Source organism: Streptomyces thermoalcalitolerans, assembly GCF_039525155.1.
Taxonomy (GTDB): Bacteria; Actinomycetota; Actinomycetes; order Streptomycetales; family Streptomycetaceae; genus Streptomyces; species Streptomyces thermovulgaris.
Map to the genome: position 1 here is coordinate 77,035 of NZ_BAAAHG010000010.1, position 25,500 is coordinate 102,534.

Genomic DNA, 25,500 nt, shown 5'->3' on the forward strand with positions numbered 1-25,500 from the left:
CTCCCAGGAGAACACCACCGGCGGTTCCCCACAATCTCGGGGCGGCTCCCGTGCCCGATCCCGCGCGGCGGCCGGACACCTCGACCGGATCACCGGCGGCCCGGACCGATCCCTCCGTCACCGCCTGCTCCGTACGCCGTCCACGACCCGCACGCGCGGCAGTGCCGGATCAGCGGCGCCGGGCGCCTGCCTCCGGCCCGGATCCGTATCACCCGGACGGGCGAGGACACTGCGCGATGAGAGGCCGGACACATCGGTTATGCAACTAGTTGCACAAAGTCTCTCGTGTCCTCTACAACTGGCTCGTGTCCTCTGCACCTGGACAGGCACAAGACCGCCTACGGAGGGGCCGATGAGCCGTTACCCGCACTTGCTGAGTCCGCTGGACCTGGGATTCACCACGCTGCCCAACCGCGTGCTCATGGGCTCCATGCACGTGGGCCTGGAGGAGGCCGAGCGGGGATTCGAGCGGATGGCGGAGTTCTACGCCGCCCGCGCCCGCGGAGGAGTGGGACTCATCGTCACCGGCGGCATCGCCCCCAACGAGGAGGGACGGCCGTACGAGGGCGGGGCGAAGCTCACCACCGAGGAGGAGGCCGAGCAGCACACGGTCGTGACCGAGGCCGTGCACCGCGAGGGCGGACGGATCGCCCTGCAGATCCTGCACTTCGGCCGCTACGCCTACCACCGCGACCTGGTCGCCCCCAGTCCCCTCCAGGCGCCCATCAGCCCCTTCGTCCCGCGTGAGCTCACCGACGCCGACATCGAGCGGACCATCGAGGACTACGTCCGCGCCGCCCGCCTCGCCCGCCGGGCCGGCTACGACGGCGTGGAGATCATGGGCTCCGAGGGCTACCTCATCAACGAGTTCATCGTCACCCGGACCAACCGGCGCACCGACCGCTGGGGCGGTTCGTACGAGAACCGGATGCGCTTCCCGGTCGAGATCGTGCGCCGGGTGCGCGAGGCCGTCGGCGAGGACTTCATCGTCATCTACCGGCTGTCCATGCTGGACCTCGTGCCCGACGGCTCGACCCTGGAGGAGGTCGTCACCCTCGCCAAGGCCGTCGAGGCTGCCGGGGCGACCATCATCAACACCGGCATCGGCTGGCACGAGGCCCGCATCCCCACCATCGCCACCTCCGTGCCGCGCGGCGCCTACGCGTTCGTCACCAGGAAGCTGATGGGCGAGGTCACCGTCCCCCTCGTCACCACCAACCGCATCAACACCCCGGACGTGGCCGAGCGGCTGCTCGCCGACGGATACGCCGACATGGTCTCCCTGGCCCGTCCGATGCTCGCCGACCCCGACTTCGTCAACAAGGCCGCCGCCGGCCGCCCCGAGGCCATCAACACCTGCATCGGCTGCAACCAGGCCTGCCTGGACCACACCTTCAGCGGGCAGATCACCTCCTGCCTGGTCAACCCGCGCGCCTGCCACGAGACCGAACTGGTCCTGTCCCCGACCCGGCGGCGCAAGCGCATCGCCGTCGTCGGCGCCGGGCCGGCCGGGCTGGCCTGCGCGATCGGCGCCGCCGAACGAGGCCACCAGGTCACCCTGTTCGAGGCCGAGGGCGAGATCGGCGGCCAGCTCAATGTCGCCCGCAAGGTCCCCGGCAAGCAGGAGTTCGACGAGACCCTGCGCTACTTCCGCCACCAGCTCGACGCGCACGGCGTCGACGTGCGTCTGAACACCTGGGTGGACGCCGGCGACCTCGACGGCTACGACGAGGTCGTCGTCGCCACCGGCGTCACTCCTCGCATCCCCGAGATCCCCGGCGTCGACCACCCGAGCGTCCTCGGCTATCTCGACGTGCTGCGGGACGGCGCCCCCGTCGGCGACCGGGTGGCGATCCTCGGCGCCGGCGGGATCGGCTTCGACGTGGCCGAGTACCTCACCGACAGCGGGGAGGGGGCGAGCGAGGACCCGGCGACGTACTTCCGCCACTGGGGCGTCGACATGGAGCACCGCACGCCCGGCGGACTCGTCGCACCCGAGCGGCCCGCACCGCCGCGCACCGTGCACCTGCTGCAGCGCAAGACCACCAAGGTCGGTGCCGGGCTCGGCAAGACCACCGGCTGGATCCACCGCACCGAGCTCAGGCAGCGCGGCGTCACCATGATCCCGGGCGTCCGCTACGACCGCATCGACGACGCCGGGCTGCACATCACCGTCGACGGCGCGAGCACCGTCCTGGAGGTGGACACGATCGTGCTGTGCACCGGGCAGGAGCCCCGGCGCGAACTGTACGAGAAGCTGGTCGCCGCCGGGCGCCGCCCGCACCTCGTCGGCGGGGCGGACGTGGCCGCCGAGCTGGACGCCAAGCGCGCCATCAAGCAGGGCACGGAGCTGGCGGCGGCCCTGTAGGGACCCGGACGGACAGTTCCCCGGGTTCCCCGGGTCCCGGGCGGGTTCCGGACGCCGGCGGGCGTCCGGCCCGTCCCTAGGATGACCCCCATGTCACTCCCGCACGCGATCCTCACCGCCCTGCTCGAAAAGCCGTCGTCGGGGCTCGAGCTGACGCGCCGCTTCGACCGGTCCATCGGCTACTTCTGGTCGGCGACGCATCAGCAGATCTATCGCGAGCTGGGAAAACTGGAGGCGGAGGGCCTGATCCGCGCCCTGCCGTCCGAGCAGCCGGCCCGCGGGCAGAAGAAGAGCTACGAGGTCCTTCCCGCGGGCCGCGCCGAACTGGTCCGCTGGACCGCCACCGCCCAGGACCCGAAGCCGCACCGCGACGCCCTGCTGCTGCGGCTGCGTGCCGCGGCCGTGGTGGGCACCGCGGGGCTGGAGGCCGATCTCAGGCGTCATCTGGAACTGCACGAGCGGCAGTTGGCGGAGTATCTGGAGATCGAGCGGCGCGACTTCCCGCCCGACAGGAACAGACCCGAGGACCGGTTGCGGCATCTGGTGCTCAAGGCCGGCATCGACCTGGAGACCTTCTGGATCCAGTGGCTGCGGCACGCACTGGAGGAGTTCTCCGAACTGCCGGCGACGGGCCCCGGCGACGGACCCCGGTGACGGACCCCGGTGACGGCGGCACCGGCCGCTCGGAGCCGGCACGGCCCGCTCAGAGCCGGTACGGCTTCGAACGGCGGCGCAGCACCCAGCCCGTGGTGATCACCGCGGCCCCGACCAGTGCCCCGCCCACCGCGAGTGTGACGGGCCCGTAGTCCTTGATGCTCCCGCCCAGGCCGCCCGCCACCCCACGGGGCGGTGCGGACGTGGCCGAGATCGTCGGGGTGCCGCGGACGGCACCGGTGACGGTGATGGTCTGGGTGCCCGCGCTGATGTTGTTGGAGCACACGACGGCCACGGTGTAGGTGCCCGGGCTCACGCTCTGCCAGGCGGCGGTCTGGGTGGTTCTCGTCCCGGTCAGTGCCACCTGACGCCCCTGGGCGAAGTCCGTCTGGCCGCTGGCGAGCAGCGAGGCCGTGCCCCAGCGGCCGTCGACCTGGGTGCACGTGCTGGTCGTGACGGTCACGGTCGAGCCGCTGGTGCTGACGGTGATTCCCGGATCGGCGGCAGCGGGCCCGGCGGCGAGACCGGCCGTGAGTGCGGCGGCGGCCACCGCGACCGAGCCCGAGCGCAGGAGCGACTGAGTATGACGCATGGGACTGTCCTCCGGCGGCACGGTCGGCGGGCCATCCCGTGGTACCGCCGGGGATAGGAAAATCGCCCGTGCTGCCTTGCTGCCAGCGAACCTCCCGTGCCTGCGGAAGGCACGCAGGGCGCGTCCATTCGGGTGATTCTCGCGCCCGGGTGCAGGCTCCGCGCGTGCCGGCGGCCGCGGGGCCCGGTCACGGCGAAGAGCAGGTCCCGCGGTGGCGGCGGAGCTCCGTGTGCGAAGCCCGGGAAGCGTGCCCGGGCACCCCGGCCGCCGGGCCGGGGAGGCGCCGCCGGACGGGCGGGATCCCGGCGGCGCCCTCCTACGGCTGCCCCTTCGTCACCGTCCGCTCGGGTGAGAACGCGCCCCAGGTGCCGTCCGGCAGCATCGCCCGGATCCGCACCCGATGGGTGACCCCGGCCTCACGCCCGATGTAGAAGCTGTACGAGGCCTTCTCCCGCGGGGCGGTGCCGCCCCAGACCAGGGAGGTGGCCGGCTGCCCGTCGAGCTGGATCTGGTACTGCGTCACCACCCCGTCGGCACGCGGCGGAACCCAGCTCAGGTCGAGATAGTGGGAACCGTCCGCCTGGTGTGTCGTGGCGCGGAAGGCGGAGGGCGCGGTGGCCCGGCCGTCGTCGGAGCCCGGCGCGGTGGTGAGCCGGACGGAGGCGCTGGCGGGGGAGAAGTGGTCGGCGGCGTCGCGGGCCCGCACGGTGAAGGAGTAGCGGGTGCCGGGCCGCAGGCCCGTGATCACGGTCGCCGTCTGGTTTCCGCCCACGCTGTGGATCTTCGTGCCGGCCTGGTGGATCTCGTAGGAGACCACCTTGCGGTCGTCCGTCGACGGCGACCAGGACAGCTGGACGGCCCGGCTGCCCACCACCCGGCCGCGCACGTCGAGCGGCCGGGACGGGGCCGAGCGGTCCGCGACGGCGGCCGGGGTCGTCGCCCGCACCGACCGGCTGTGCGGGCTGAGCCGGCCCTCGGCGTCCCGGGCCCGCACGGTGAAGACATACGTGGTGGAGGGGCTGAGCCGGGTGATGTCCACCATGCGCTCAAAGGCCGGCACGTCCTTCACCTTCGTGGTGCCCCGGTACACCTCGTACCCGGCGATGCCCGAGGCCGCGGGCGCCGCGTTCCACATGACGTGCACGCTGGTCGCGCTCCCGGCCGTCGCGGTGACGCCGGTCGGCGCCCCGGGCACGTGGCCGCTCTCGCCGCCGTCGGCGGCGCTTTGGCCGCAGGCGGTCAGCAGCGCCGACGCGACGCACAGGGCCACGACACGCCCGAGCGCGCGATGACGGCGGGAAGCGGGGGCGGGAACGCGTCGCACGAGGTCGGACTCCCCTTTCCAGCAGCGGCGCAGACGGCCCGGACGCCGCGTGAATATTGGTCCGGACCAATATGGCGCCCCGGCGGGGTCGCATCAAGAGGGGTGCCGTCCGGAAGGGGTGCGGAGCGTTCCGTATGCTGGAACCTCTCCTGGGCTGAACTTCCTTGGAGTGCAAGGGAAGTTCGCGCTGCGGCACGGGCGCTGTCGTCGTTGTTCCCGTGCCGGCGCGGGCGGTCGGAGGGCCGAGTCGACCGCGGGATGCGGTCCCCCGGCCGCCTGGAGGGCGTTACGGGCCATGCGTCGTCCGGTCACCTAACGTGGGCGCGTGATCGAATTTGTCACCCATGGGGTGAATGTCCAGAATGCCCCCGAGGAGAGGGTTCCTCATCGTGCGTGCCAAGTCGCTGACCCTCGTCGCGGCGAGCAGCGTCCTGCTCGCTCCGACGACGCTGCCTGCCCCCGCTCCCGTCCCCACCGTGTCCCCCCGCTCCCGCCAGGAGTCGGCGCCGGTGGCCCGGAGCGACGGCACCGGCCCCGTCCGGGCCGCCGACCTGCTGGCCGTGGTGCGGCAGTGCAGACCGGTCTCCCGCGGTCGTTATCGGCTCGACGCCGGCGCGCCGCCCACCGTGGCCGTCTGCGGACTGGACGATGCCGTCTTCTGGAAGGCCGACATGGACATCGACTGCGACGGGCGCCCCACCGTCCGCTGCAACCGCCGCACCGACCCGCACTTCTCCCCGGCCACGGCCTACAGACAGTCCGACGGCCGCCGCCTCGACGCCGAGCGGCTGCCGTACGTCGTCCTGCCCGCGGCGAGCCGCATCTGGGACCATCGCGCCCACGGCGTGGGCGGGGGATCGGTCGCGGCCGTCGTCTACCAGGACCGCGTGGAGTACGCGGTGGTGGGCGACATCGGGCCGCGCGAGATCATCGGCGAGGCCTCGTACGCCGTTGCCCGGCGCCTGGGCATCCCCGCCCATCCCAGCACCGGCGGCGTGAGCTCGGGCGTGACCTACATCGTGTTCAAGAACTCCCGGATCGACGCCATCGAGGACCACGCGGCCGCCGTGGTCACCGGCGAACGGCTGGCCCGCCGACTGGTGAACAAGGGATTGGAGCGGGAGAGCGACGGGGCGGCGAACGGGGCGGTGCGGGAGAACGACGGCGCGGCGTGGGAGAACGGCGGACCGGTGCGGGGGGACGGCGAACCGGCACGGGAGAGCGACGAGCCGGCGCAGGGGGACGGGCGGACGGCCCAGGAGAGCGACGGGACGGTGCGGGAACGATGATCCGTGCCGCCGTCATACGCCCTCGGCCGCCGCTCACACTTTCCGGTAGCCGTACGCCTCCGTCGCCGCCGCCTCCACCGCGTCGAGGTCGGCCCCCGCTGCCGCCGTGACCACCGCGGCCACCGCGCCCTCCACGAACGGAGCATCCAGCAGGCGGGTGTTGTCCGGCAGCTCGTCGCCCTCGGCGAGCAGCGTCTTCACGGTGAGCACCGCACTGCCGAGGTCGGTGAGAACGGCCACCCCGCCACCCCGGTCCACGGACGCGGCCGCCGCGCGGACCAGCTCGGCACTGGTGCCCAGCCCGCCGCCCTCCTGACCACCGGCCGTGGCCACCGGCACCCCCGCGGCCCCTCCGGCCAGCCCCTTCGCCATCTCGGCCACCGACGCCGCCACCTCGGCGCTGTGCGACACCAGCACGATCCCGACGGTCTTGTCCTCACTCGTTTTGCCGGCACCCATGTCAGGCCTCCGCCGCTGCGGCCTCGACCAGTGCGGCGATCAGCAGGGCGGACGACGTGGCCCCCGGATCCTGGTGCCCGATGCTGCGCTCGCCCAGATAGCTCGCCCGGCCCTTGCGGGCCAGCAGAGGCGTGGTCGCCACGGCCCCCTCCTCGGCGGCGGCGCGCGCCGCGGCGAAGCCGTCACCGAGCGCGTCCACGGCCGGTACCAGCGCATCCACCATGGTCTTGTCGCCCGGCACCGCCCCGCCCAGCGTCATGACCCCGCTCACCCCGGCCCTGAGCGCTTCGGCCAGCTGCTCCTCGCTCACCTCGGCGGCGTCCCCGAGCGCCTTGCCGGTACGGCGCAGCAGTGTGCCGTACAGCGGCCCCGCCGCACCGCCGACCTTCGAGATCAGCTGACGCCCGGCGAGGACCAGGACCGCACCGGGAGTGCCCGGTGCCTCCTTCTCCAGCGCGGCCCGCACGGCCGCGAACCCGCGCTGCAGATTGCTGCCGTGGTCGGCGTCCCCGATGGGGGAGTCGAGAGCGGTGAGCCGCTCCGCCTCGCGGTCCACGGAGGCGGCGGTCGCCATCATCCAACGGCGGAAGAAGTCGGCGTCGAGCACGGGATCTCCCTTGTGTGGTGGGTGGGGTGGAGACGGTCTCCAGGACTCACATGCCCCACCGCAGGCCCGGCGTACTCACAGGTGCGTCCCACAGACGCAGCAGTTCCTCGTCGATCCGGCAGAGGCTGACCGAGGTGCCGGCCATGTCCAGCGAGGTGACGTAGTTGCCCACCAGGGTGCGGGCGACGGCCACGCCTCGCTCGGCGAGCACCCGGTGCACCTCGGCACAGAAGCCGTACAGCTCGAGCAGCGGGGTCGCGCCCATGCCGTTGACCAGCAGCAGCACGGGGTCGCTCGGGTGCAGGTCCTCCAGGATCGCGTGGACCGCGAAGTCGGCGATCTCCCGCGAGGTCATCATCGGCCGCCGTTCCCGTCCCGGCTCCCCGTGGATGCCGATGCCCAGCTCCAGCTCCCCGGGAGGCAGGTCGAAGGTGGGGCTGCCCTTGGCCGGGGTGGTGCACGCGCTCAGGGCGACACCGAAGCTGCGGGAGTTCTCGTTGACCTGGCGGGCGATCGCCTCCACCCGTTCCAGCGGCTGCCCCTCGTCGGCCGCCGCGCCCGCGATCTTCTCCACGAACAGCGTCGCACCGGTGCCGCGCCGCCCCGCCGTGTACAGGCTGTCGGTCACCGCCACGTCATCGTTGACCAGGACCTTCGCCACCTGGATGCCCTCGTCCTCGGCGAGCTCGGCCGCCATGTCGAAGTTGAGCACGTCCCCGGTGTAGTTCTTCACGACGAACAGCACACCCGCCCCGCTGTCCACGGCCGCCGCGGCCCGCAGCATCTGATCGGGCACCGGAGAGGTGAAGACTTCCCCCGGACAGGCCGCCGAGAGCATCCCGGGTCCCACGAACCCCGCGTGCAGCGGCTCGTGCCCCGACCCGCCGCCGGAGACGAGGGCGACCTTCCCGGCCACGGGCGCGTCCCGCCGTACCACCACCCGGTTCTCCACGTCGACCGTCAGCTCGGGATGGGCGGCCGCCATGCCCCGCAGCCCGTCCGCGACCACAGTCTCGGGAACGTTGATGAGCATCTTCATGGGTACCTCCCGGTGAGCGCAGCGGGTGTAGCCGCAACCTGCGTTTTTACTGGTCAGGACACATAGGGGCGGTTGTCGGTCGTGGTGGTCCGTGGTGGTCGGAAGCGGTGTCCGGCGGTACTGGTGCTGATCCGGTGCCGACTTTACTGACGGATCGTTGGGAAAAACCGTCAAGAAAACCCGGCCGGGCGGACAGGGAAGCCGGAGCGCTTCTACCGGCAGTATCGGCCCTGCGGCAGTGAAGGACACCTGTGACGACCGCACGGGCGGACGGGGGAACGGGCGCCCACGGGCCACCGGCCGTTTCCCTTGGCCGGCCCGTACCTGTCAGGCAGGGCGGATCGGGCCCGGCCGAGCGGCGGATCCCGGTGCGGCGGAGGGGCTCTTTTGCCGGGTGGTGTCCGGGGTGCGGCCTCTCGCCCGCCGGGGACCGGCCTGCGAGGTGCCGGCCGCGATGATCCGCCCCGCCGCCCCGGGCCACCCCGTGTCTTCTTGCCGCCCGCGACACTCCCGAAGACCCGGCGACGACCCGCACCCGAAGCCCGTGCACCGACCGCGTCACCTGGACCGGCCAGGGGCTGTGCGCCGAACTGCTCCCCGAGCCGATTGATCCCGGTGAATGGGGCTACCCCGTCCTGAAGGACCGGGCCGTGCCCGGCCACCTGCGCGCCCCTGCCCGCCGAGCCGTCGCCGCCTGCCCCGCCCGGCTCCTCGCACCGGCCGGGACCGGACACGACCAGCACGTGCGTGCACCGTCCGCATGGCCCTGAAGCAGGGTCGTACGTCCCCTGCCGCACTGCCCGGCGGCGCGGTGGGATGGAGAGGGGGCCGACCGCCGCACCGGACGGACCGAGGTACGCCATGACCCATCGCACGTTCACCGCACGGCTGCGCCGTCCGACCGCGGCGGTCGTGCCGCCACGGCTCGAATCCGTCCTCCTGGCCGTCACCGCGGCGGCCCTGACCGCCGGCGGCATCGCCTGGCTCGCCGGTGCCGGCCCCCTCGCCGACCTCTTCTGGGCCCTGGGCACCCTCTCCGCCGTCGTCCCCGCGGTGGTGTGGGTGCTCACCGCGCTGCGCCACGGACACGCGGGTGTGGACCTCATCGCGGTACTCGCGCTCGGCGGCACCCTGGCCGTCCACGAATACCTGGCCGGTGCCCTGATCGCGCTGATGCTGGCCACCGGCCGCACCCTGGAGGCCGCGGCCCAGCGCCGGGCCTCCCACGATCTGCGTGCCCTGCTGGAACACGCGCCGCGTTTCGCACGCCGTCGCACCGGCACCGACGTGGTCACGGTGCCGCTGGCCGAGGTCGCCGTCGGCGATCTTCTCGTCGTCGGCCCGGGCGAGGTGGTCCCGGTCGACGGCCGTGTGGAGAGCGCCGCTGCCGTTCTCGACGAATCGGTGCTCACCGGTGAGCCCCTCCAGGTCGAGCGGGCCCGGGACGAGAGAGTGCGCAGCGGCGTGGTCAACGCCGGGGGCGCGTTCGAGCTGCGCGCCACGGCCACCGAGCAGGACAGCACATACGCCGGGATCGTGCGGCTGGCGCGGCAGGCCGGCGCCGAGTCCGCGCCCGTCGTACGGCTGGCGGACCGCTATGCCGCCTGGTTCCTGCCCCTGTCGCTGGCGGTGGCGGGACTGGCCTGGCTGATCAGCGGCTCCGCGGTGCGCGCGGTCGCCGTCCTGGTGGTCGCCACTCCCTGCCCGCTGCTGCTGGCCGCCCCGGTCGCCATCGTCTCCGGCCTCTCCCGTGCCTCCCGCCTCGGCGTCGTCATCCGCGACGGCGGCGCGCTGGAGAACCTCGGCCGGGCCCGCACCCTTTTGCTGGACAAGACCGGCACCCTCACCGGGGGACGCCCCCGCGTCGTCGACGTCGCCGCCGCCCCCGACGCCAAACCCGCCGAGGTCCTCCGCCTGGCGGCCTCGCTCGACCAGTACTCGCCTCACGTCCTGGCCCGGGCCATCGTCGACGCCGCCCGGGAACGCGGACTGGTTCTGTCGGTCCCCACCGACGTCACCGAGGAACCCGGCCGGGGCCCCACCGGGAACGTGGACGGGCACCGGGTCTCCGTCGGCCGTGCGGACGCCACGGACGCACGGCCGGCCTGGGCCAGGGCGGTCGACAACCGTGCCCTCCTCGACGGCGCGGCCGTCGCCTGGCTCACCGTCGACGGACGTCTGGCCGGCGCCGTCCTGCTGCGCGACCCCCTCCGCCACGACGTGCCCCGCACCCTGCGCCACCTGCGCGCGGCAGGCATCGAACGCCTGCTGATGCTCACCGGCGACCGCGCCGCACCCGCCCATGAAGTCGCCGCCGTCCTCGGCCTGGACGGCGTGCACGCCGAACTCAGCCCCGCCGGCAAGGTCGCCGCCGTACGCGCCGAACGCGAACGCGCCGTCACCGTCATGGTCGGCGACGGAGTCAACGACGCCCCCGCCCTCGCCGCCGCCGACATCGGCGTCGCCATGGGCGCCCGCGGCTCCACCGCCTCCTCCGAGGCCGCCGACATCGTGCTGACCACCGATCGCATCGACCGCCTCGCCGACGCCGTCGTCATCGCCCAGCGCGCCCGGCGCATCGCCGTCCAGAGCGCTCTCGGCGGCATGCTGATGTCACTGGCCGCCATGGCCGTGGCCGCCGCCGGCCTCCTCCCGCCCGCCGTCGGCGCTCTGCTCCAGGAGGGCATCGACGTCGCCGTCATCGTCAACGCCCTGCGCGCCCTGCGCGTCGGCCAGGCCGCACGACCGGCCCTCACCCCCGACGCCGAGGACCTCATCCGCCGCTTCGCCGCCGAACACGACGATCTCCAGGATGTCCTCGAGTCCGTACGCGACGCCGCCGACCGCCTCTCCGACAGCCCCGGCCCCGAGGCCCTGGCAGCCGTCGAGGAGACCCACCGGCTGCTGACCGAACGGCTGCTGCCGCACGAGCACGCCGAGGAGCACGAGCTCTACCCCGCGCTCGCGCCGGCGCTCGGCGGCCCCGAGGCGACCGCCACCATGAGCCGTGCCCACACCGAGATCGAACGCCTCGCCCGCCGTGTCGCCACCCATGTGCACCTGGCCCACGCGGGCGGGGGCCTCTCCCCCGACCAACTCGACGACCTGCGCTCGTGCCTCTACGGCCTGAACACCGTGCTGCGCCTCCACTTCGCCCAGGAGGAGGAGAACTACTTCTCCCTCGCTCCGTGAACAACGGCACGTGAACAACGGCATGAGGACGGCGTGAGGACGGCGCGAGACGGCATGAGAAGGACTGCCGTACGCGGGGCTCCGGCCGGGACTTCGGGCCCCTCACCCGACGTTCGCCGGCGTCCGTACTCTCCGCGCCGGGCCCCAGCCGGCCGACGGGGGGCCGTCCCCTGCCGGCAGGCGGCATGAGGTGCCGAGTGGTCCAGGAGCGGGACCGAAGAGCCCTTGGGTTTCCCGCCCTGCAAGGCCCACCATGAACACAGAGGGCAGGCGCCGTTCGAAACCTCGCAAACGGAGGTGGACACCGTGATGTACTGGAACGGCGGCTGGGCCTGGATCACCTTCATGCCCCTGCTGTGGATCGCGCTGATCGGCCTCGTCGTATGGGCCGTGATCCGCCTGACGCGCGGCTCGTCCGGGGACTTCTCCGGTCGCGGCCACGGCTGGGAGGACCGCGAGCACCGGGAGACCCCGGAGGAGATCCTCGACCGTCGCTACGCCTCAGGAGAGATCGACGCGGACACCTACACCGAGGCGCGCGAACGGCTCGCCGCCCACCGGCCGAGGCCGCAGTGACCGTGCGGCCGGTCGTTCGCGTCCGGCCGCGCCGGCCCGCCGGGCTCTCGATGACGAGCCGGCCGCCGAGGTGAGTTCGCGCGATCGCCGCCCTCTCCCCGGAATGGTGCTGTATCCGACCTGCCCCGCGGGCCGCACCGCCGCACGGAGCGACGGCCCCGTGCCGGCGAGGCGGGTGTCCCGCACCCGGGAGGCGCCATGCACCACCGAACAGTCGGGGAGCTCATGTCCCGGGACGTCGTCCGGGCACGGCCTGACACACCGTTCAAGGAGATCGTCAGGCTGCTGGAGGAGAACGACGTCACCGCCGTGCCCGTGGTGGACGAGCTCGACCGCCCGATGGGCGTGGTGTCCGAGGCCGATCTGCTGTGCAAGAGTGCCGACCGGGCCGGCCCGTCGGGCAGGATCCCCGTTCCTCGTCTTGAGGCGTGGGAGCGTGCCAAGGCCGAGGGGGCTCGGGCCGAGGAGCTGATGTCCGCTCCCGCGGTGTGCGCGGCCCGAGTGGACCGTGGCCGAGGCCGCCCGTCTCATGGAGACCCAAGAGGTCAAGCGGCTGCCCGTGGTCGACGAAGCCGACCGGCTCCTGGGCATCGTCAGCCGCGGTGATCTGCTGCGGATCTTCCTCCGCCGTGACGAGGCCCTTCGCGAGGAGATCACCGAGGATCTTTTGCACCGCACCCTGGGGCTCGATCCCCGGGACGTGACCGCGGAAGTGCGCGAGGGGCGGGTCACTCTCACGGGCACCGTGGAGCAGAGGAGTCTGATCCCCGTCGTCGAGCAGTTGTGCCGGGGCGTCGACGGCGTGGTCTCGGTCACCGCACGGATCGCCGTCCGGACGGACGACACCCAGAACGCACCCACCGGGACACCCTGACTCCGTGCGGGTTCGCGAAGGCTGTCCGGCGAACCGACAGGTGCTGTGCCGAGGACAGCCATGCCCCGGAGGGCGTGTCCGCCGGCCCCGCCACAGGACTGAAGATCCCTGCGGGACCGGCGACCGGCCTGGAGGCCGACGACACTCCGTCTCTACGCTCTCTACGCTCTGCGTCGTCTCCACGTCCTGCTGCGGTCACCTCTGGGGGACGACAGCGACGGGACACGGTGCGTGATGCAGCAGTGCGTGATTGATCAGGCCGAGCTGCAGGCCCGGGTGGCCAAGTCGTCGCCGGGCCCCCACGACCAGCAGATCCGCCGTCGACGCGGCCTCCAGCAGGGCCGGACGTGCCGGCTTCTCGACCAGCCGCCGGCTCACCTCGGCGTCACGGTACTTTTCCGCAGGGCGGCGCAGGGCGTCGTCGAGCACTTGGGCGGGCGGGCGCCGGTGGGCCTCCAGCTGCCACGACGAGGCCTGCGGCGTCGTACAGGCACCGGACGGTGCGCTCCAGGCGTGCAGCGCCACGAGCCGGCAGCGTCGCACATGGGCCTCGCGCAGTGCGAAGTCCACGGCTGTGCCGCTGCCCTCCCCGTCCTTGACCCCCACGACGACACATCCGAAACGGGCGTTGCGATGCTCCGGGGCACCCCGGACCACCACGACCGGGCAGCCGGCGCGTGCCGCCACGGCGAGGCCGACCGAGCCGAGGAGCATGCCGGAAAGACCTCCGAGTCCCCTGTGCCCCAGCACCAGTGCGAAGGCGTCGTGCCCATGGCCGACGAGGGCGGAGACCGCGTCCTCGTGCGACACCTCGCCGGACAGCCGCACCGCTGGTGCGCTCTTACCGGCACGCTCCGAGGCAGTGCTGATCACGTCGGACGCTTTCCGCTCACCGGCCGCCGCGTGCAGGAGACGGAGCGGGACCCCGTGCCGGGCCGCCTCGGCGGCGGCCCAGTCGACCGCCTCCAGGCTCGCCTCGGATCCGTCGACACCCACCACGAGAGGAATCGTCACCGCGCCCGTCTCCTCTCCTGTCCGTGCCACGGCTCCGACCCCTTTCCGGGGCCCCGTACGCCGTGGCGAGGGCCGGGGAATCCCCGAAACCCGAGGCGGGAGAACCACCGCGCCGAGCACGCGGGCGGCGCCCGGACCACCCGCGCAGTCGGACCCGTGCACCCTCCCCTTCAGCTTCCCCTTCAGCTTCTTACGGGACGGAGGCCGCCGCCATGCAACCGGCCGTCACCGTGGGCCTCGACGGCCCGCCCGGTCGTGATCGTGCGCTCCGGGAGGCAGTGGTCAGGGGCCCCTGACCGGGCCGGGCCCGGCTCACTGGAAGGCCGCGTGGATCTCCTGCTCGGTCGCCTCGTGCGACACGAGCAGGAGCTCGTCGCCGGGCAGCAGCCGCAGCCCGGGGCCGGGGACCGTGGGCCGGCCGCCGCGTACGACGGTGGCGACCACGGTGCCGGCGGGCAGGGTGATCTCGCCGAGTGCGCGCCCCGCGGCCCGGGACCGTTCGGTGATCGCGGTCTCGATGACCTCGACGCCCGCCCTGCTCAGCCGCAGCAGCGCCACGGTGTCCGTGGCACCGGTGGCCTCCTCGATGAGGGAGATCAGCGGGGTGGCCGCGGGCACGGCCACGTCCACGCCCCACCGCTGGTCGAAGAGCCAGGCGTTCTCCGCCTCGTTGACGCGCGCGGCCACTCGTTCCACCCCGAACCTCCGCTTGGCGAGCAGGCTGATGACGAGGTTGTCCTCGTCGCGGCCGGTGACGGCGACGACGAGGTCGCTGGCGAAGGCTCCCGCGCGCTCCAGCAGATCCGGCTCGCAGGCGTCCCCGGCCAGGAGGCGCACATGCGCCAGGCGCACACGCGCCAGGTCCTCGAGCTCGGCCACACGGCCGTCGTCGTACTCGACGAGGGTGACGTCGTTGTGGGCCGCGGACAGCACCTGGGCGATCTGGGTGCCGAGACGGCCCGCGCCCGCGATCAGGACCTTCACGTTCCCAGCTCCCTGCCGAGAAAGCCGCCCAGCCGGCCCAGCGCGGTCGCGGCGACGCCGAAGGTGACCAGATCACCGGGTTCGGCCAGGACACCATGGGCGGGGAGCAGCGAGCGGCCCGCACGGGTGATCTCCACGACGCGGATCTCGCCGTCGACGTCGAACTCGGTCACCTGCCGCCCGGTGAGGTAGGACGGCAGCCGGGAACGGACGAGGAGCGTCTCGCCATTGCCGAAGGAGACGTCGGGGGTGAGATGGCGGTGCAGCAGCATCTGGTGGACGCGGTTGACGGTCCAGCGGACGCTGGAGATCGTCGGGATTCCCAGTTCCCCGCACAGGTCGGCGCGGCGCGGATCGTGAATGCGGGCGAGGACGACCGGAACCCGGTAGGTCTCCTTGGCGGTCCGCGCGCCGACGATGTTGCTGTTGTCCCCGGAGGTGACCGCCACGAAGGCGTCCGCGTGGACGATCCCGGCCGTTTCCAGTACGGAGCGGCTGAAGCCGTTGCCCACGTGGAAGGCGCCCGGGAAGCCCGGGGGCAGCATCGTGCGCGCCTTGGGCCGGCGGTCGATGAGCCGTACGTCGTGGCCCTCGGTGACGAGCCGCATGGCCAGGGTGGCCCCGACCCGGCCGCAGCCCGCGATGATCACTCTCATCGCGTTCCTCCCTTCGGGGATGTCCTCCGGTGCCGCAACGCCCATTTCCGGAGTTCCTCGGCGGCCAGCAGCAGCACTCCGAACGCGGCCAGGACCGCCCAGTCGGTGGGTGTCAGCGGCGCGGTGCGGAAGACCGCCTGGAGCGGTGGCGCGTAGCTGATGGCGGCCATCAGCCCGATGCCGGAGCAGCCGGCGGCCAGCAGCCAGGGATTGGTCAGCAGGCCGGCCCGGAAGACGCTCTGCCGGGAGGTGCGCACGGCGAGCGCGTTGAAGAACTGACTGACGACGATGCCGGCCTGGACCATGGTGATCGCATGCCGGTAGACCGGGTCGCTCTTGGTGAAGTCCGCGTAGGGGACGCCGGAGGCGTGGATGTGCCAGAAGAAGACGGCGCACACGCCGAGGGCCTGGATGCCGCCGAGAAAGAGGACGCGGCCCATGACAGCCGTCGAGAAGAGCCGTTCCCGGCGGGGCCGCGGCGGGCTGTTCATGACGTCGGGTTCCATCGGTTCCGCCCCGAGTGCCAGGGCGGGCAGCACGTCCGAGCCGAGGTCGATGGCGAGAATCTGCACGGCCGTGATCGGCACCAGCGGGAACCCGGCGAAGGTCGCCGCGAGGATCGGCACGAGTTCGGCGATGTTGTGGCTGAAGAGATAGATCAGGAACTTGCGGATGTTCCGGTAGACCGAGCGGCCCAGTCCGACCGCGGTGACGATGGAGGCGAAGGAGTCGTCGAGCAGCACCATCACGGCGGCCTCACGGGCGACGTCGGTGCCGGAGGCGCCCATGGCGACGCCGATGTCGGCGTGCTTGAGGGCCGGGGCGTCATTGGCCCCGTCGCCGGTGACGGCGACGACCTCACCGCGCCGTTGCAGCGCCGTGACCACCCGTGCCTTGTGCTCGGGACCGACCCGGCACAGCAGCAGTTCGGCGGAACCTGCCAGCAGGGCGTCCAGGCCGTCGGCGTCCAGCCCGTCCAGCTGGGTGCCGGTCGCCACGGTCGGGGTCGCCCGGCGCACGATGCCGACGCGGCGGGCGACGGCCTCCGCGGTCAGGGGGTGGTCGCCGGTGACCATGACGATGCGGATGCCGGCCCGCCGGCACGCGTCCACCGCGTCCCTGACCTCCGGCCGGGGCGGGTCGTACATCCCGGCGAACCCCAGCAGCGTCAGCTCCGACTCCACTTCCCCCTGCGGCGGTCGGGGACCGGGGACCCGTCGGCGGGCGACCGCCAGGACGCGCAGGCCCTGTGCGGCCATGCCGTCCGCGGCCGCCGCCACACGGGCGCGGACGGCGTCCGTCAGAGGCGTTCGCGTGCCGCCCCGGTCGACGGCCGCACAGCGGGCAAGCAGCTCGAGCGGTGCGCCTTTGACGTACGCGAAGTACGTACCGTCACCGTCGCGGTGCACGGTGCTCATCAGCTTGCGCGCGGAGTCGAAGGGATGTTCCGCCACCCGAGGCGTCAGGGCCTCCTCCTTCGCCGGATCCAGACCGGCTTTCAGTGCGGCCACCAGCAGGGCTCCCTCCGTGGTGTCTCCCAGCACCCGCCACTGGTCCCGCCCGGCCGGCGGCACCAGCCGGGCGTTGCCGCACAAGGCCGCCGCCCGCAGCAGCTCCCGTACGGGCCCGGCGTCGGTCACCTCGCCGGCCGGCGCGTACCCCACCCCGGTCACGGCGTGCGACACACCGTCCGCCCACAGCTGTACGACGGTCATCTCGGCCCGGGTGAGGGTGCCCGTCTTGTCGGTGCAGATCACGCTGGTCGACCCCAGTGCCTCCACCGCGAGCAGCTGCTTGACGAGCGCGTGCCGGCGGGCCATGCGGCGGACACCGATCGCCAGGGACACGGAGAGCGTGGCCGGCAGCCCCTCCGGCACGAGGGCGACCATCACGCCCAGCGAGAAGACGAACGTGTCGACGAACGGCTGCCCGCTGGGCGCGCGCACCGCGAACAGGACCGCTCCCGTCGCGAGTGCGACACCCGCGACCCGGCGGGCCATGACGGCGACCTGGCGTTGCAGCGGGGTCTTCTGCCTCGGGGCGGCGGCGGTGAGCCGGAACAGCCGCCCGAACTCGGTGGCCGTACCCGTGGCGAACACGACGGCCTTTCCCGTGCCCGCGACCAGGTCGGTGCCCATGAGGACGCAGTTGCGTGCCTCCAGCGGCGGTCCCGGCGGGACGGGCTTTGCAACCCGCGCGACGGGATCGCTCTCGCCGGTGAGCGCGGCGTTGTTGACGGCGGCTTCCTGCGCCTCGACCAGCCGGCAGTCGGCCGGCACCGCGTCCCCTGCCTCCAGAATCACCACGTCGCCCGGCACCAGATCCCGCGCGGACAGCTCCCGCCGCTCCCCGCCGCGCAGCACACGGCAGGTGTGCGGCACCATCGCCTGCAAGGACTCCGCCGTGCGTTCGGCGGAGTACTCCTGTGCGAAACCGATGCCGGCGTTCAGCAGCACCACACCGAGGATCGCCAGGGCCAGCTGGAGGGTGGCCGGGTCCCGGGGCCGCCCCAGCACATACGCGAGAAACGTGATCGCCGAGGAGACGAGCAGGACGACCGCGAAAAGGTCGGTGAACTGCGCGACCAGTCGGTGCCACACATGACCGTGACCCGCGCTGGGCAGGTCGTTGGGGCCGTGGCGGTTCAGCCGTGCGGCGGCCTCGTCCGGCGGAAGACCGCGCGGGGAGCTCCCCAGGGCGGCGAAGACGTCGGGAACCGGAAGGGCGGGGATGGACGACGGGGAGACCTCCTGCCGGTCCGGGGGCGGCGCCGTCGCCGTGACGCCCGCCGGCGGGCCGCCCCCGCGGAGCGCGGCCGCCTCCTGCCGAGCCGGTTCAGGGCGCATGCGGGGCTCCAGGCTCCGAAGGAGGCCCCGGCGGTTCCTGAAGGATGCTCCAGGCGACCGGGCCCAGCAGGTCGGCGAGCCGCCGGAATACGTCGAGAAACAGGTCGTCGATCGTCAGCACACCGACCACCCGGCCCGCGTCCAGGACCGGAAGCCGGCGGACCCCTGTGCGACGGAACATCCGGTAGGCCACCTGAAGGTCGTCGGCGGCTTCGACCGTGACGACGTGTGGCGACATGATCGCGTCCACCCGGGCCTTCGCGCCCATGCCGCCGCCCATGCCCCGTATGGCGAGGTCGCGGTCGGTGACGATGCCGTGCAGTGCTCCGTCCTCGACCACGAGGACGGACCCGACGGCGCACTCGGCCATCCGCCGGGTCACCTCGGCCAGCCGGTCGTGGGGTGCCACGCACACCGGAGGGGCGGTCATCACGTCGGAGACCTTCATACGGCTACTCCTCCGCGGCGGCCACGCGCGGGTCGAGCGGTGCGGCGCCGCATCCCGTGTGCGGGGCGCGCTTCCCGGGGGCGGTGCGCGGGAGCGTGCGCTCCGGGCCGGCGTACGGGCGCGGGACGCCCACGACCGGCGGGCAGCGGAGGAGCCAGGGCTGCGCGTTGTGCGGCAAGGGCGTCGCGGCGGCGCCCGCGACGAGCGCCTTGACGGTGTTGACCTCAGGGGGGTGTGCGGGCATGGTGGTTTCCCTCCGTGCCGTCGGGCGGCCCATCCATGTGCCGGGACGGCGAGGACAGGGCGACCGGCGCGGTGCGGCACACCCTGGCCGGCCCAGCCCGGCAGCGTGCCGGCGAAGCCTCCGCGCCCCCGGGTACCACCACCGGGCCCCGCACATGCGCCGAGGCGTCGGCGGGCACGTGGACGGGACACCCGACGACCGCTTCGTGGCGCAGGTCCACGGCCGTGCCGTCCACCACGGCCTCTTCCGGCCCGTCGTGCTCGGCCTCGACATCGATCGGCCCGGACGACACGCTGCTGGAGTTCGCCTTCGACGCCGCCGCACGCCGGAAAGCCCCTGCGGGTCGTCCACGCCTGACCCGAGCCGCCGGCCTCCTCAGGGCCAAGAGAATCCAAAGGCCAAGAGAACCAGAGGGGATCAAGCAGATCGGGTGTGTGGGGGAAAAAGCAGATCATTCGGTGTCGGCGGCGGTGAGATGACAGTCCACGTCCACGACCCCTTCGACGCCCCGGACCAGGCGCGTGGCCAGCGGAATGCGAGCGGAGTCCCCGACGCGCCCGGTCAGGGTCGCCACACCGTCGGTCACCATGATGTGCACAGGCTCGACCGGGGCCGGGAAGAGGACGTCGACGATGTCACGGCGGATTTCGTCGGCGAGTTCGTTGTCCGTGCGCAGGAACACCTTCAGCAGATCACCCCGGCTGACCACGCCTTCGAGCACACCCTCGCTGCTCACCACGGGCAGCCGTTTGACGTGCCGCAGAGCCATGATGCGTGCCGCCTCGGCGAGCGTGGCGTCCGTGTGGACGGTGACAGCCGGCGTGCTCATCAGCTCCTCGGCGGAGACCGCCCCGGCCTTGGCGAGGTCGGTCGCCCGGTGCAGCTGGGTGAACCGGTCCGGGGCGCTGTCCCGGAATTCCTCCTTGGGCAGCAGATCGGCCTCGGAGACCACCCCGATCACCCGGCCGTCGCCCTCCAGCACCGGAAGGGCACTGACCTTCCACCGCACCATGCGCTCGACGATGTCCTTGAACAGAGCCTTGCGGCCCACCGCTACGACGGCGCGTGTCATCACGTCGCCGACCTGGTGCGGGCTGCTGTGCATGCTCTCCTCCTCGAACTTCCCCGGCTGGGCCGGGCGCCTGTGCGGTCCGCCTCCTCCGCATGCCGAGGGCAACCGCGGTGAAGGGAGAGCGTCGCAAGTGTCCGTGCTTTTCGTACCCCGGCCGCATCCGCACGGCGGGAGCCGCCGGGGCCACCGGCGTCTCGCCGGGACCGGGAGGGTCCCTTCATCACCGCGGTGGGTGTCCTTGCCGGGCGAAGCGAGGGCGACAGGACGAGGCGGGAAGGACATCCGCTTCTCGTGGATCCGGATTGCGCGGTGCGCGGCTGCCGGCCGCTTCTCCGCGTCTCCCATTGGTCCTTCCCGCTGATACCAGTACACCACCGGAACCTCTGGTCCACCAGGGCCGGTCGGCCCCAATGCGGGGACAGGACCGAGAAGGGCGGAGACACGACAGCCGTTCTTCCCGGCTCCGCGGCCCGGCCGCACCCACGGCCCGGTCCTGCGCTGCTCACCAGCCCGAACTCTTCCTCCCCTCCCGGCTTCGAGGGACCCGCCCGCGGGAGAGGAGGACCGATCGGCCCGCAGCGCTCGGTGCCCGGCCAAGGGGGCGGTCCGCGGGACGAGGGGGTTCCGCCGGGGCGGATCAGGACGTTCGGACCACCTTGGGGCCGTTCGGCCCCACCTGGCCGGGCCTGTCGGAGGACTGCGGGAGAGCCGGCGAGACGCGGGTGACCGGGGCCTGTCCGCACCTGCGGCAGGAGGTGGAGACCATGCCGCGCACCGTCACCGGTGGGCCTCGACGGCTCGTCCGAGATCCGAGAGCCGGGCCGCTGCCGGATGGGCGCGCGCGAGGCCGGGCCGTGCGGGGTACCGCTGAAACTTCCATGTCCGGCAGCTTCTGGCGCAGGTACCGTTCCCCGGTGCGGAGACCGACCGGGATTGGATCGAGCAATTGTTCGGTTAATCCGCCGAAGGCCTGCGGCTGCGCCATGCCGGTGTTGAAGTGATCATCGAGCGTGTGCCCGGCCGTCCCGTCGAAGTGCTCCGCCAGGCGGCGAAGGACGCCGACCTGCTGGTGCTGAGCTTCCGGGCCCTGGGTGCTGCCGACGGCTTCGCCTTGGGTTCCGTCGGCCTCTTTGCCGTGGCGCGCGCGGATGCAGCCGTTGATCGAAGTCGGCCGCATCCGCGCGCTGTCAGGCATTGAGACGAGTCATCGGATGGTCAACAGCAGTTCGCTGTCGCAGGCTGCTGCTCGGGCACGGCGGTGTCGCCCGGGGTGCAGCAGGGGTCGGCCGGCTGCTTGGCGAGGGTGTCGGCGTCTGCCTTGACGACATACACCTCCCATGGTTCCTGGCCGGGACCGCGCACCCACACCTTGTCCTGGAGTGCGTAGCAGCAGGTGGTGTCGCTCTCCTCGACGGTGGCCAGCCCGGCCTGAGCGAGCCGAGTGGCTGCCTCCTTCACTTCCTGGGTGGATGCCACCTCGACGCCGAGGTGGTCCAGGCGTGTGTCCTCGCCTGCTGTTCCTTCGATGAGAACGAGCTTGAGAGGGGGGTCGGCGATGGCGAAGTTGGCGTAGTCGTCGCGGAGCTTGGCCGGCTCGACGCCGAACAGTTTGCTGTAGAAGGTGATGGCTGCGCGCAGGTCGGGGACGCGCAGAGCGAGCTGTATTCGGGACACGAGGCATTCCTCCTGCTGGTTTCGGAAGGGACGGATCCTCGGATCGAGGCGATCCCGAGGCGGGGCGCGATCAGGCGTCACGGCAACTGCCTGTCAGACGGTGGGGCCGACGGAGGCGAGAGCGAGCTGGATCGGCTGCAGGGTCGGGACGGCGCAGCAGCCTTCTCATGTCCGCCCCGGCGGTGCCGGGGTGCCGAACAGTCCGTGCCGTCGCATGTGCGGGTTTCCGGCAGGGGCGGTTCCATACGGTCGGCGGTGTCCGTGCCGCCAGTGAGGGCGGCCGCCGCGGAGCGGACCTGCTCGTAGCCGGTCATGGCAGGAAAGCGGGGGCGTGGCCGTGGCTCTTGATGCCGACCGGGCGGACAGCAAGCTTGGGGCGGCCGTGCTCCCCGCAGGGAGGACAAGCGTATGCGTGTCCCCTCGTGCACGACGGCGCCGGCGGCCGGACCGGTGGGGTCGTTGATGTTCGTCGATACAGATCAGCACGCCTCCTTGATTGATGTTTGTCAATATAGACATTTGTCAAATCTTCTTCGTGGCGTTCGTGGCGGGGTGTGCGGCACTCTTGCCAGTTGATTTGATGGGCTTCAATATAGAGGCATGTCTAATTTGGCTCCGCGCTCCGTGGCCGATGTCTCCACGCCCTTGCAGTGCTGCCCGCCGCTGGGGCAGGAGCCGTTGTCCGCTGCTGACGCCGAGAAGATCGCCGCCCTGTTCAAGGCGCTGTCCGACCCGGTCCGCCTGCGGTTGCTGATGCACCTGGCCGAGCGTCGAGGTACCGAGGTCGCCGTGCACGAGTTGGCCGATGTCGGGGTGTCACAGGCGACGGTGAGCCACCACCTCAAGCGGCTGCGCTGCGCCGGTCTGATCGAGAGCCGGCGTGAGGGCCGCCTCGTCCACTGCCGCCTGAGTGAAGGGGTCCGCTCAGTGCTGAGGCAGATCCTGCATCAGCGCAGTCAGATGGGTGTTCAACAGGCCGGATCGCGCCGTGGGGGCAGACTCCAGCCCCGCACCATGGCGGCCGAGGCACTGCGGTGCGGGGCTGGAGGAACCGGGAGAACAGGGTGTTGAGGGGTGCCCTCCCGGGCTTGTGGCGATCAGGAGACCGTGACGGTGGGGGAAGTTGCCGTGGGTTGGTCCAGACGGATGATCGTGTCGCACAGACGTTCCACCTGGGCCGGGTCGTGGGACACCAGAAGGACCGCGCGGCGCCCGTGCAGCGCTGCTATCGATTCCTCGACTGTGTCCCGGCTCTGTTCGTCGAGTGCGCTGGTGGGCTCGTCGAGGAGAAGCGCTGCCGGCTCCAGGGCCAGTGCACGCGCGAGACACAGCCGCTGCCGTTGTCCCACGGACAGGGTGTGGGCCGGTGCATCGAGCCTGTCGGAGACCTCCTTCCACAACCCGGCCTCGTGCAGCGCTTGTTCCGCTCGCTCACGCAGAACCTTTCGAGGAGCCCGCAGGACGTGCCGCAGCCCGAAGAGCGCGTTGTCGATGATGCTGCCGCCGAAAACCACGGGTGTCTGGGGTACGAGCACCACCTTGGCCCGCAGGTTGGCGTCTCCCTTGCCCGGTGCGATCGTCCGTCCCAGCACCTGCAGGTCACCGTCTCTGGTGAGCCCGTTCGGAAGCAGGTCCACCAGAGCACGCAGAACGGTGGACTTGCCGGCGCCCGATGGCCCGCACAGGCCGGTGGTGGACCCTGGCCCGAGGCTGAAGGAGACAGGACCGACCAGGGTCTTGTCACGGCTGTGCACACGGAGCTGGCGCACGGTGATTATGTTGTCCATCGCTCTCCTTCGAAGCGGTTGCGCAGCGCGACCGCCGCGCTGAGGAGGACTGCGGTGATGAGGACCAGGACCATGGCGCTTCCCCATGCCTGGGCGACCGCCTGAGGATCACCCGAGTCCTGGGAGAGGGTGAAGATGTGGGTCGGCAGTGCCTGCACCGGAGACTCGACGATGCCGCTCGGCAGCGTGGGAGCCCCGAAGAAGACGGTGGCGGTGAACAGCAGTGGAGCGGTCTCGCCGGCCGCGCGGGCCAGACCGAGGAGCAGGCCGGTGACCGTGGCGGGCCAGGCGTAGGGAACGACGACCGACCGGATGAGCTGAGCACGGGTCAGACCCAGGGACAGCGCGCTTTCCTTCAATTCGGACGGCAGACTCCTGACCCGGGCGGCGGTGGACAGCGCGATCACAGGCACGACGACGGGGACGAGCACAATGGCTCCTGCCAACCAGGACCTGCCCCACCCCATGGCGGTGGACAGAATGACGAATCCGGCCAGTCCCAGCAGGATGGTCGGCACACCTCCGAGAACGACCGTCAGGGTCTGGAGCAGCCGTGCGGTGCGGGTGGACGCGTGGACACCGATCAGGATGCCGGCGCCGAAGCCGAGCGGCAGGGAGAGAAGGCCCGCCGTGACGACCAGCAGGAGTGTGCCGGCTATCTGGTCGCGCACGCCTCCACCGGCCGCCCCTGTTGCCGAGGTGAACCAGAAGGACGGATGGAACGCGTTGCTTCCTCGCGTCACCAGAAGAGCGAGCATGCCCACGAGAAGGACGCCGGGCAGCAACAAGGCTCCCAGCCGCAGTGCCTTCGCGAGCTGATCCCGCTGCGCACGCATCCGGGTCGAGGCCCGGTACCGGGGGGTGCGCTTGGCCGTCGTGCTGTGCCTCTGGCCTCGCGTGCCCCAGAACGTCGCCGCGGCCACCAGCGCCAGCAGGATGAAACCGAGTCCGCACAGAGCCGCGAAGTGGGGGCCGGAGGTGCCGGCCAGGACGGGTTCCGGCCCGGCCAGCTTCGTCGTCAGCGTCTGACCAGGATGGACCAACGAGTCGAGGAAGCTGCCGAAGCTGGTGGGGAGCCGCCCGTCGGCTCTGCCCACGACCAGGAAGACCGCGATGGCTTCGCCGAGCGCTCGGGCCATGCCGAGCAGAACGGCTGCCCGCATGCCTGACCGTGCGAGCGGCAATACGGCTGAGCGGATGACTTCGCGACGGGTCAGACCGAGGGAGAAGGCGGCTTCCCGGTAGCGGTCGGGCACTGCGGCGAGCGCGTCCACACTGACGGCCACGATCGTTGGAGTGATCATGACGGCGAGGACGATGCCGGCGGCGACGAGACTGTCACCGCCCGGTACGTCGGCCAGCCGGGCGATGACAGGGCGGATGACGATGATGCCGATGAGACCGTAGACGATGGAGGGCACAGCGGCGAGCAGTTCCACGCACAGGCGCAACGGCCGGGCCACGCGGGGCGGGAGGTACTCCGACAGCGCGACAGCGGCTGCCCAGCCGACGGGTACGGCGAGGACGAGGGCGAGGACGCAGACGACGGCTGTGCCGTAGATCATCGCCAGGCCGCCGTAAACGGAACTGGCCGGGCTCCAAGCGGATTCGGTCAGCAGCGTCGGCCAGTCGACCTCGCCACTGCCGACTCCTGTACCGAGGTACCCGACGAGCACCAGGAGCAGGGCTGCCACGGACGAGGCTCCGGCGTACACCCAACCCCAGACCCACTTCGACGGATGAGGGCGCGTGTCCGGATCCGGCGTGACCGGTTGCCGGGTCAGTGTGCTGGTGCTCATCG

22 protein-coding genes and 1 pseudogene are annotated in these 25,500 nt (G+C 72.1%); 8 read left to right on the forward strand and 15 right to left on the reverse strand.

The window, feature by feature from the left end:
- Window positions 1-352 precede the first annotated feature (352 nt).
- Together ABD224_RS08825 and ABD224_RS08830 are read left to right on the forward strand one after the other, a co-directional pair.
- Entirely contained in the window at window positions 353-2,368 is a 2,016-nt protein-coding gene (locus ABD224_RS08825; RefSeq protein ID WP_344048726.1) for an oxidoreductase, read from the forward strand.
- A gap of 90 nt (window positions 2,369-2,458) precedes the next feature.
- Window positions 2,459-3,022 (forward strand): PadR family transcriptional regulator, encoded by a 564-nt coding sequence (locus tag ABD224_RS08830; RefSeq protein WP_344048728.1) that lies wholly within the window; start codon window positions 2,459-2,461, stop codon window positions 3,020-3,022.
- A gap of 49 nt (window positions 3,023-3,071) precedes the next feature.
- On the opposite strand, the gene ABD224_RS08835 is transcribed toward ABD224_RS08830, so the two are convergent.
- Both ABD224_RS08835 and ABD224_RS08840 read right to left on the reverse strand, forming a co-directional pair.
- A complete protein-coding gene (locus tag ABD224_RS08835; protein WP_344048730.1) occupies window positions 3,072-3,614 on the reverse strand; it encodes a hypothetical protein in 543 nt (180 codons plus the stop codon).
- Between the two features lie 316 nt (window positions 3,615-3,930).
- Window positions 3,931-4,938 carry a fibronectin type III domain-containing protein gene (locus ABD224_RS08840; RefSeq protein ID WP_425580942.1) on the reverse strand — a complete coding sequence of 336 codons (1,008 nt, stop codon included), beginning with the start codon at window positions 4,936-4,938 and terminating at the stop codon, window positions 3,931-3,933.
- A 389-nt stretch (window positions 4,939-5,327) separates the two neighbouring features.
- Between ABD224_RS08840 and ABD224_RS08845 the strand changes: the two genes are divergently transcribed.
- Entirely contained in the window at window positions 5,328-6,227 is a 900-nt protein-coding gene (locus tag ABD224_RS08845) for a glycoside hydrolase family 75 protein (RefSeq protein WP_425580943.1), read from the forward strand.
- A 33-nt stretch (window positions 6,228-6,260) separates the two neighbouring features.
- Here the strand turns inward: ABD224_RS08845 and ABD224_RS08850 are convergent, their stop codons facing one another.
- The 3 genes from ABD224_RS08850 to dhaK are packed head-to-tail and all read right to left on the reverse strand — an operon-like array spanning window position 6,261 to window position 8,332.
- Window positions 6,261-6,686, reverse strand: coding sequence for a PTS-dependent dihydroxyacetone kinase phosphotransferase subunit DhaM (locus tag ABD224_RS08850; protein WP_344048732.1), 426 nt, complete (start codon window positions 6,684-6,686; stop codon window positions 6,261-6,263).
- A gap of 1 nt (window position 6,687) precedes the next feature.
- A complete protein-coding gene (gene dhaL, locus ABD224_RS08855) occupies window positions 6,688-7,293 on the reverse strand; it encodes a dihydroxyacetone kinase subunit DhaL (protein WP_344048734.1) in 606 nt (201 codons plus the stop codon).
- Window positions 7,294-7,339: 46 nt separating this feature from the next.
- A complete protein-coding gene (gene dhaK, locus ABD224_RS08860; protein ID WP_344048736.1) occupies window positions 7,340-8,332 on the reverse strand; it encodes a dihydroxyacetone kinase subunit DhaK in 993 nt (330 codons plus the stop codon).
- Between the two features lie 861 nt (window positions 8,333-9,193).
- Between dhaK and ABD224_RS08865 the strand changes: the two genes are divergently transcribed.
- The 3 genes and pseudogenes from ABD224_RS08865 to ABD224_RS08875 all read left to right on the forward strand — a co-directional run bounded on the left by ABD224_RS08865 (window position 9,194) and on the right by ABD224_RS08875 (window position 12,974).
- On the forward strand, window positions 9,194-11,524 hold the full coding sequence (locus ABD224_RS08865; protein ID WP_344048738.1) for a heavy metal translocating P-type ATPase: 2,331 nt from the start codon (window positions 9,194-9,196) through the stop codon (window positions 11,522-11,524).
- A 297-nt stretch (window positions 11,525-11,821) separates the two neighbouring features.
- Window positions 11,822-12,100, forward strand: coding sequence for an SHOCT domain-containing protein (locus ABD224_RS08870; protein WP_344048740.1), 279 nt, complete (start codon window positions 11,822-11,824; stop codon window positions 12,098-12,100).
- A 198-nt stretch (window positions 12,101-12,298) separates the two neighbouring features.
- Window positions 12,299-12,974: pseudogene (locus ABD224_RS08875) on the forward strand (CBS domain-containing protein).
- Between the two features lie 195 nt (window positions 12,975-13,169).
- Here the strand turns inward: ABD224_RS08875 and ABD224_RS08880 are convergent.
- From ABD224_RS08880 to ABD224_RS08910, 7 genes are all read right to left on the reverse strand, one after another.
- The gene (locus ABD224_RS08880; RefSeq protein WP_344048834.1) at window positions 13,170-13,988 is read right to left on the reverse strand and encodes a universal stress protein; all 819 of its coding nucleotides are present in this window, start codon (window positions 13,986-13,988) and stop codon (window positions 13,170-13,172) included.
- Window positions 13,989-14,300: 312 nt separating this feature from the next.
- Window positions 14,301-14,972: a potassium channel family protein gene (locus tag ABD224_RS08885; protein ID WP_344048742.1), complete on the reverse strand. Its 672-nt coding sequence runs from the start codon at window positions 14,970-14,972 to the stop codon at window positions 14,301-14,303.
- On the reverse strand, window positions 14,969-15,628 hold the full coding sequence (locus ABD224_RS08890; protein ID WP_344048744.1) for a potassium channel family protein: 660 nt from the start codon (window positions 15,626-15,628) through the stop codon (window positions 14,969-14,971). Before ABD224_RS08890 ends, ABD224_RS08885 begins: the two co-directional genes overlap by 4 nt.
- Entirely contained in the window at window positions 15,625-18,474 is a 2,850-nt protein-coding gene (locus ABD224_RS08895; RefSeq protein ID WP_344048746.1) for a cation-translocating P-type ATPase, read from the reverse strand. Before ABD224_RS08895 ends, ABD224_RS08890 begins: the two co-directional genes overlap by 4 nt.
- On the reverse strand, window positions 18,464-18,922 hold the full coding sequence (locus ABD224_RS08900) for a CBS domain-containing protein (RefSeq protein WP_344048748.1): 459 nt from the start codon (window positions 18,920-18,922) through the stop codon (window positions 18,464-18,466). The genes ABD224_RS08895 and ABD224_RS08900 overlap by 11 nt, the downstream gene beginning before the upstream one ends.
- Before the next feature lie 4 nt (window positions 18,923-18,926).
- The gene (locus ABD224_RS08905) at window positions 18,927-19,166 is read right to left on the reverse strand and encodes a hypothetical protein (RefSeq protein WP_344048750.1); all 240 of its coding nucleotides are present in this window, start codon (window positions 19,164-19,166) and stop codon (window positions 18,927-18,929) included.
- A gap of 451 nt (window positions 19,167-19,617) precedes the next feature.
- Window positions 19,618-20,271 carry a CBS domain-containing protein gene (locus ABD224_RS08910; RefSeq protein WP_344048752.1) on the reverse strand — a complete coding sequence of 218 codons (654 nt, stop codon included), beginning with the start codon at window positions 20,269-20,271 and terminating at the stop codon, window positions 19,618-19,620.
- A gap of 943 nt (window positions 20,272-21,214) precedes the next feature.
- Between ABD224_RS08910 and ABD224_RS08915 the strand changes: the two genes are divergently transcribed.
- On the forward strand, window positions 21,215-21,436 hold the full coding sequence (locus tag ABD224_RS08915; RefSeq protein WP_344048836.1) for a universal stress protein: 222 nt from the start codon (window positions 21,215-21,217) through the stop codon (window positions 21,434-21,436).
- Between the two features lie 17 nt (window positions 21,437-21,453).
- Here ABD224_RS08915 and ABD224_RS08920 read toward each other — a convergent pair whose 3' ends face one another.
- Window positions 21,454-21,912 (reverse strand): ArsI/CadI family heavy metal resistance metalloenzyme, encoded by a 459-nt coding sequence (locus tag ABD224_RS08920; RefSeq protein WP_344048755.1) that lies wholly within the window; start codon window positions 21,910-21,912, stop codon window positions 21,454-21,456.
- Window positions 21,913-22,512: 600 nt separating this feature from the next.
- Here ABD224_RS08920 and ABD224_RS08925 point away from each other — a divergent pair.
- Window positions 22,513-22,983: an ArsR/SmtB family transcription factor gene (locus tag ABD224_RS08925; RefSeq protein ID WP_425580945.1), complete on the forward strand. Its 471-nt coding sequence runs from the start codon at window positions 22,513-22,515 to the stop codon at window positions 22,981-22,983.
- A 26-nt stretch (window positions 22,984-23,009) separates the two neighbouring features.
- On the opposite strand, the gene ABD224_RS08930 is transcribed toward ABD224_RS08925, so the two are convergent.
- On the reverse strand, window positions 23,010-23,699 hold the full coding sequence (locus tag ABD224_RS08930) for an ATP-binding cassette domain-containing protein (RefSeq protein WP_344048757.1): 690 nt from the start codon (window positions 23,697-23,699) through the stop codon (window positions 23,010-23,012).
- Window positions 23,687-25,498 (reverse strand): phosphate ABC transporter permease subunit PstC, encoded by a 1,812-nt coding sequence (pstC, locus tag ABD224_RS08935; RefSeq protein ID WP_344048759.1) that lies wholly within the window; start codon window positions 25,496-25,498, stop codon window positions 23,687-23,689. Before pstC ends, ABD224_RS08930 begins: the two co-directional genes overlap by 13 nt.
- Between the last annotated feature and the right edge of the window lie 2 nt (window positions 25,499-25,500).